The sequence below is a fragment of the Kitasatospora putterlickiae genome (assembly GCF_039527695.1).
Lineage (GTDB): Bacteria > Actinomycetota > Actinomycetes > Streptomycetales > Streptomycetaceae > Kitasatospora > Kitasatospora putterlickiae.
The window spans coordinates 1-7343 of sequence record NZ_BAAAKJ010000143.1; the positions used below are offsets into that span (position 1 = coordinate 1).

The 7343-nt window shown below is 78.1% G+C and carries 4 protein-coding genes; 3 read left to right on the top strand and 1 reads right to left on the bottom strand.

The features are described from left to right. Positions 1-48: 48 nt before the first annotated feature. Positions 49-1365 carry an alpha/beta fold hydrolase gene (locus ABD308_RS15145; protein WP_344333809.1) on the bottom strand — a complete coding sequence of 439 codons (1317 nt, stop codon included), beginning with the start codon at positions 1363-1365 and terminating at the stop codon, positions 49-51. 621 nt (positions 1366-1986) lie between these two features. On the opposite strand from ABD308_RS15145, the gene ABD308_RS15150 reads away from it, so the two are divergent. The 3 genes from ABD308_RS15150 to ABD308_RS15160 all read left to right on the top strand — a co-directional run. Continuing rightward, positions 1987-4107, top strand: coding sequence for an amylo-alpha-1,6-glucosidase (locus ABD308_RS15150; protein WP_344333814.1), 2121 nt, complete (start codon positions 1987-1989; stop codon positions 4105-4107). Between the two features lie 149 nt (positions 4108-4256). Then, a complete protein-coding gene (locus tag ABD308_RS15155; protein WP_344333811.1) occupies positions 4257-5015 on the top strand; it encodes an NUDIX hydrolase in 759 nt (252 codons plus the stop codon). Positions 5016-5220: 205 nt separating this feature from the next. Beyond that, positions 5221-7343: ATP-binding cassette domain-containing protein (locus ABD308_RS15160; protein ID WP_344333812.1), on the top strand; the 2123-nt coding region annotated here is incomplete at its 3' end.

The window sequence follows — 7343 nt, forward strand, 5'->3', positions numbered from 1 at the left end:
CGCCCCCGGCCCGGCCCGTTCCGCCCGGCCTCCGGTGCCGGTGGCGCGCTACGCCTCGCCGCGCGCCATCGCGATCAGGCGGTCCAGCACCTTGCCGCCGCTGACCCGCAGGCCGTCGTGCTCCCACTCGTTGGTGACCCAGGTCCGCAGCCCCCGCACGGCCCGCGCGGTCGCCAGCGAGTCGGCGGTGTCGACGTACATGTCGTCGTGGTAGACCGCCGCCACCACCGGCACCTCGTTGGCGGCCAGCCGGGCCGGGTCGTAGAGGTCGGCCCAGTCGGTGCGGGCGGCGAGCAACTCCGCGGTCTCCTTCAGCGGGCGCAGCGCCGGGTCGGTGTCGAACATCCAGGGGTAGATCATCTCCCCGGTGAACAGCACCGGCGCGCCGGACTCCAGCGCGGCCCGGGCGTCGAACTCCGGGAACTCCGCGCGGACGCGCGCGGCGGACCAGCCGGTGCCGGCCGGGTCCACCGAGCGCTGGCCGTAGATCGACTCGTGCAGGACGGCGTAGAGCGGGCCCTGCGCGAAGGAGAGCTGCGCCTGGGCGCCGGCGAGGAAGGTGTCGGAGAGCTCGGGGCCGTCCGTGCCCTCCACCCAGGCCTCCTCCAGCAGGTAGTGGAGGGTCCCGGAACCGCTGCCGCCGCCGAGCAGCAGCCCGAGCGCCTGGAACGCCTCGACGGTGAGCCGCCCGCCGTCGGGCAGGACGGCGGGGGCGTCGGCGAGGTGCGCGGCGATCCGCCGCACCGCCTCGACGTCCTGCGGGAAGCGCGCGTAGTGGCCCTCGTTCTTGCGGACGACGCGCGGGTAGGCGGCCCGGTAGACGTCGTCGGCGGAGCTGCGCAGGCCGGCCAGGCCACCGGTGATGAAGGCCTGGTCGAGTCCCTCGGGAGCGATCGAGAGGTAGGTGAGGGTGCAGAAGCCGCCGAAGCTCTGACCGAGCACGCTCCACCGGCGGTCGTCACCGAGCAGCCGGCGGCGGATCAGCTCGGCGTCCCGCACGATCGAGTCGGCCCGGAAGTGCGCCAGGTACTCCGCCTGCTCCTTGGCGCCGCCCCGCCTGGCCAGGGTCTGCCGGGTGGCGGGCGTGGACCGCCCGGTGCCGCGCTGGTCGAGCAGGAGCACCCGGTAGTCGTCGAGCGCGCGCTCCAGCCAGCCGTCCCGGCCGAGCGGGCGGCCGGCCTTGCCGCCCGGGCCGCCCTGGAGGAACAGCAGCCACGGCAGGTCGGCACCCTCGGAGCGGCCCGAGGCGACCACCTCCCGGGCGTACACCTCGATCTGCTCGCCCTGCGGGGCGGTGTGGTCGAGCGGCACCTGGAAGACGTGGTCGGTGAAGGCAATCCCGGGCAGCCGGCTGGCGGTGGACATACAACTCCTCGGTCTCTGCTGGTCACAGCGGTCGCGTCGGCCTCGACCGGGGTTGCCGGTGGTGGGGCCGGGGCCCCCGCACCGTATCCTGACCGCGGCCCGGGGCCGCCCCGACGGCCACCGCCCGCGACCGCCCACCCGGCGGGCCGGTGCGGCCGGGCACGACGGACCGACAGCGGCAGCCGTCCGGCCGGCGGTTCCGGCGCCCGGACGGCAACCGGGCCCGGGCGGCCCGGCGGGCGTGACCTGTCGCCGGTCTCCGGCGTTCACTCCGGGGGCCCTGTGCCCGGGCGCCGACCGCCCTCGGGGGACGGGGCGCCGCGCCGGACCCGGGTACCACGCCGTCACCGGCGCGGGCGGGGCGGGGCCCGGCGGCGCGCCGGGTGGGCGCGGTGCCACCCGGGCGGGACGACGGCCGGGGATGAACGACGCGGGGCCGGTACCGACTCGGTACCGGGCACCGCTTGGCACGGCCCGGCACCGGGTACGGCCAGACACGACAAAGCGGCCGGCGGGGTGTCCGCCGGCCGGCACCAGCACGCACGCGATCGAACACGCTCGCGGCCCACCGGCCCTGACCGGCCACCGGACCGCCGAGGGGAGGAGAGTCCGGTGACCGCGATGAGGCCACCACAGGCCGCGCCCGCCGAGAGCGTGGTCGGCGCGCCGAGACCGGTCGGCCGACCGGACCAGGCCCAGCCGGCCGGCCCCGGAGGCCCGGCCCGGCCGGGGCCGCCGCGCCCGCAGCCCGCCGCCACCCACCACGCGGTGCTCTGCGTGAACGCGCCCGCGATGGCCGCCTCCGGGCCCGACGGCCAGCTGCGCGGCCACGGCCTGCACGGCTTCTACCGCTCCGGCGTCCGGGTGGTGGCCCGGATGGAGCTGCGCCTCGGCGGGATCGAGCCGCTCCCGCTCCAGGGCACCCTGACCTCGGCGGCCCAGGCCCGCTTCCTGGGCGCCGTCCGCCTCCCCGGCGACCTCGACCCGGATCCGGCGCTCACCGTCGAGCGGCTGCGCCACGCCGATGGCGTCGAGACGGTCACGGTGCGCAACGCCGGCAGCCGCCCGGCCCGGCTGCCGCTGGAGATCGCGCTCGCCACCGACCTCGGCCCGGTCGGCGAGATCGCCGCCGGTCACCGGCCTCCGGACCTGCCCGGCCAGGTGCAGTCGGCCGGGCTGCGCTGGGCGGGGCCCACGCACAGCGCCACGGTCAGCGCCCAGCCCTCGCCGCACGCGGTGATGGCCGGAGCCGGCGTGCTGCGCTGGGACCTGGAGGTCCCGCCGGGCGCCCGCTGGTCGGTCGAGCTGAGGGCCGCGCTGGAGGCCACGGCGCCCGCCCCGCGCCCGCCGGGCGGCCGCGGCACCGGGGTCCCGCTCCCGTGGGCGGAGCCCGAGGTGCGCTGCGACGACCCGCGCGCGGCGCTGGTGGTGTCGCGCTCCCTGGACGCCCTCGGCGGGCTGCTGTTCGCCGACTCCGACCGGCCCACCGACCTCTACCTGGCCTCCGGCGCGCCCTGGCGGTTCGGCCTCGCCCCGGCCGACGCGCTCTGGGCGGCCCGGCTGACGCTGCCGCTCGGAACCCGGCTGGCCGCTGGCACCCTGCGCGCGCTGGCCCGCCGTCAGCAGCCGGGCGGCGCACCGGGCCAGGGCCCCCGCCGCCCGGAGGGGCTGCTGCCCGGCGCGCTGCGGCACGGCGGCCCCGAGCTGCCGCCGACCTGCACGGCCACCGAGGCGACCCTGCTGTTCGTCACCGTGCTGGCCGAGGCCTGGCGCTGGGGCCTGCCCCGGGCGGAGGTGGCCGAACTCCTCCCGGCCGCGGAGCGCGCGCTCGGCGCGCTGCGCGAGGGCCTGGTGGACGGCTTCGTCACCGACCTGAGCCGCCCCGTCGAGGAGCGGTCGGCCCAGCCGGTGCCGGCGAGGGCCGAGGTGCAGGCACAGGCGCACCGGGCCGCCCTGCACGGCGCCGACCTCCTGGAGGCCTTCGGCCGGCCCGGCGCCGAGGAGTGGCGCGGCTGGGCGGCCGCCCTGCGCCGCCGCTTCCGCGAACGGTTCTGGGTGGACGACCTCTCCGGCGGCCGCCCCGCCGCCGGGCTCGCCCCGGGCGGCCAGCCGCTGCCCGCCGTCGCCGCCACCCTGGTCCACCTCCTCGACCCGGGTCTGTCCGCCGACGGCGGCCGGCACGAGAGCCTGCTGGACCGCGAGCAGACCAGGCTGCTCGCCCAGCGGCTGGCCGCGCCCGAACTCGACAGCGGCTGGGGCCTGCGCACGCTCAGCGCCAAGTCGCCCAGGTTCAACCCGCTGGGCCACCGCAGCGGAGCGGTGCGCGTCCACGAGACCGCCCTCGCCATCGCCGGACTCGTGGAGACCGGCCACGAGAACGAGGCCGGGGCCCTGCTGGAGGGCCTGCTCGCCGCCGCCGCCCACTTCGAGGGCCGGCTGCCCGAGATGTACGCGGGGGAGCAGTGGACGCCGGGCTCCCCGCCGGTGCCGCACCCGGGGGCCTGCCGCCCGGCGGCGGTCTCGGCCGCCGGCGCCGCGCACGCGCTGTTCGCGCTCGCCGGTGTCCGGCCGGACGTCCCCGGCGGGCGGGTGCTGGTCCGCCCGGCCAGCACCGCGCCGCTCGGGGAACTGGAACTGACGGGGCTGCGGGTGGCCGGGGAGCCGTTCTCGGTGCGGGTCAGCCGGATCGGCGTGGCGATGGTCGAGGAGGCGTCCGCCGAACTCCAACTGGTGGCCCGCTGACGCCGCCTGCGCCCCCGCCGCCCGGGCGCGGGCCGGACTCCACCGGCCCGCGCGGGTGGTCGGCGGGAGGGGCCGCCGCGGCACGGTCCGCAGTACGGTCCGTACGCGGGCCTGTGCTTATCGTCAGAGAGACGACTATGATCGTCGCCATGTCGCGTTATGACCCGTCGGCCTTTCCCCCGTTCGCAGTCACGGTCGACCTGGTCGTGCTGACGGTGCGCGAGCACGCGCTCTGTGCCCTGCTGGTCCGCCGGGGCGAGCCGCCCTACCAGGGCTACTGGGCGCTCCCCGGGGGATTCGTGCGCCCCGACGAGGGACTGGCCGAGGCCGCCTCGCGGGAGCTGGCCGAGGAGACCGGCCTGCGCGCCCACTCCGCCCCCGGCCACGACGCCGTCGGGCCCGGCACCGCCGGCGCCCACCTGGAACAGCTGGCCACCTACGGCCACCCCCAGCGCGACCCCCGGATGCGGGTGGTCAGCGTGGCCTACCTGGTGCTCGCCCCCGACCTGCCGACCCCGCGCGCCGGCGGCGACGCCAGCGGCGCCCGCTGGGCCCCGGTCACCGAACTCCTCGGCCCCCACCAGGTCGACGGCGTCCCGCTCGCCTTCGACCACGGGCTGATCCTGGCGGACGGGGTGGAGCGGGCCCGCTCCAAGATCGAGTACTCCTCGCTCGCCACGGCCTTCTGCTCGGCCGAGTTCACCGTCGGCGAGCTGCGCCGGGTCTACGAGGCGGTCTGGGGCGTGGTCCTGGACCCGCGGAACTTCCACCGCAAGGTGACCGGCACCCCCGGCTTCCTGCTGCCCTCGGGCGGGACGACGACCCGTCAGGGCGGGCGACCGGCCCAGCTGTTCACCTCAGGCGGGGCCAATGTGCTCAACCCGCCGATGCTGCGCCCGGAGTCCTGAGCCATCGCCTCCGGTGGCCCGCGCGTCTCGGTGGCAGGATCGGATTGTCCCCTGATCGGGTGAGGTGTGCGGGCGGTGGGCCCGTGCCGCTCCCGTAATGCCCGGAATCGCCGCCGCGGACCCCTAATGTGCTGGCGCGGAACCGTGCGGGCGCGATCCGGCGCCGCACGGACCAGCTCGGCCGAGGGCATGGGAGCAGCCAGCGATGATCCAGATCACCGGACTGACCAAGGTCTACCGCCGGGGCGTTCCACCGGCGGTGCTGGATCTGACCTTCGAGGCCCGTCCTGGCACCGTGACGGCGCTGCTCGGCCCCGAGGGCGCGGGAAAGACGACCGCGCTGCGGCTGATGCTGGAACTCGAACGGGGCCGGGGCGTCACGCTGTTCGCCGGCCGCACCTACCGCCGGCTGCGGCGGCCCGAGCGCGAGGTCGGCGTGGTCCTCGCCGGACCGGGCGGGACGACCGGGGCGGCGGACATCGTGGGACACCCCGGCCGGAAGGCCCGGGGGCACCTCAGGATGCTGGCGGCGGCGGTCGGGGTGCCGGCCCAGCGGGCCGATGAACTCCTGGAGCAGATCCGGCTCGCCGCCGTCGCGGACCAGCGCCTGCGCACCTTCTCGCCCGGGATGCACCGCCGGCTCGCCCTCGCGGCCGCACTGCTCGGCGAACCCGCCACGCTGCTCCTGGACGCGCCCACCGAGGGGCTCTCCCCGCGCAACGTGGAGTGGTTCCACTCCTTCCTGCGCTCGTTCGGCGCCGCCGGCGGCACGGTGCTGGTCACCACCCGCACCCCGCAGGAGGCCGCGCGGTTCGCCGACCGGGTGATCACCCTGGACGAGGGCCGGATGGCGGCCGACCAGCCGGTGGCGGAGTTCCGGCGCACCCGGCTGACTCCCGAAGTCGCCGTCCGGGGGCCACAGATGGCCCGGCTCGCCGACCTGCTGACGGGCCACGGCGCGCAGGTCCGCCGGGACGGCGGAGCGGGGCTCGCGGTGGCCGGGATCGGGCGGACCGAGATCGGCGAACTCGCCTACCGGCACGGCATCCTGCTGCACGAACTCGCCGACCGGGTGGTCGAGCAGCCCGCCCCCCGGGCCACCGTGCCGACGGCCGTCGAACCGGCCCGGCCGTCGAAGGCCCCGGCGGCACCGGAGAAGGCGGCACCGGAGGCGGCACTGCAGCAGCAGGAGGCCGGCCGGACCGCCGTCGCCGACCGGGAGCGGGAGCCCGCGCCCGCCCTCGCCCTTCCGGCCGCGGTCGCGACCGGTGCGTCCGCCGCGACCGCGCTGTCCGCGCTCACCGCCCGCAGCGGGGACCGGGCCGTCCCCCGGCGTGCGGCGGCCGGAGGGAAGGGCGGCAAAGAGGCGGCCAGGACCCGGGACGGCGGCCCCCCGGAGGAGGATTCCTCACCGACCGTCGCGGTGGACCGGCTCTTCCGGGACGGCCTGACCAACCTCACCCGCTCACCGGACGCCCGCCCCGGCGAGGCCGCCGACCTGAGAACCGATGACACCGTCCGCCTGGGCCGCGTCCCCCATCGCCCCACCGAGCTCCCGCCAGCCGCTCCCCGGCCCGCCGGAGCCTTGCCGGCCGCCCCCCGACCCGCCGAGGCCCCTCCCGTCGAGCTCCGGCCTGTCGGGGCGCCGTCCGGCGAGCAGCAGCCCGTCGACGCCCTGCCCACTGAGGCCCCGCCTGCCGGGCGCCGGGCGGCCGAGCAGCCGTCCGCCGTTCACCGGTCCGTCGGGGTCCCGCCTGCCGGGCGCCGGGCGGCCGGGGGCCCGTCCGTGGTCCACGGGCCTGTTGGGGCCCCGCCTGCGGAGGCGCCGCCCGTCGAGCGCCGGTCTGTCGGCGTGCCGTCCGGCGAGCAGCAGGCCGTTGAGGCCCTGCCCCGTGAGGCGCCGTCTGCCGGGCACGGGTCGCTCAGTGCGCTGTCCGCCGGGCGCCGGGCAGCCGGGGGCCTGTCCGTCCCCCACCGGTCCGCTGGAGCCCCGCCTGCCGGGCGCCCGCTGGTCGAGCACCTATCCGCCAAGGCCCTGCCCGCCGAGGCGCCGCCTTCCGCGCGCCAGGAGGCTGAGCACCCGTCCGCCGCCTACCGGCCGGCCGGGGCTTTGCCTGTCGCCCACCGGCCTGTCGGAGCCCTGCCTGCGGAGGTTCCGTCCGCCGAGTACCGGTCGGCCGGGGTTTCACCTGTCGAGCAGCCGTCCGCGGTCCGCCGGTCCGCCGGGCACCCGGCCGCCGGGGCGCTGGCGGCCGAGAGGTCGACCGCCGACCACCGGCCCGTTCGGCATCTGCCCGCCGAGCCGCTGTCTGCCCCGCCCCGGCCCGT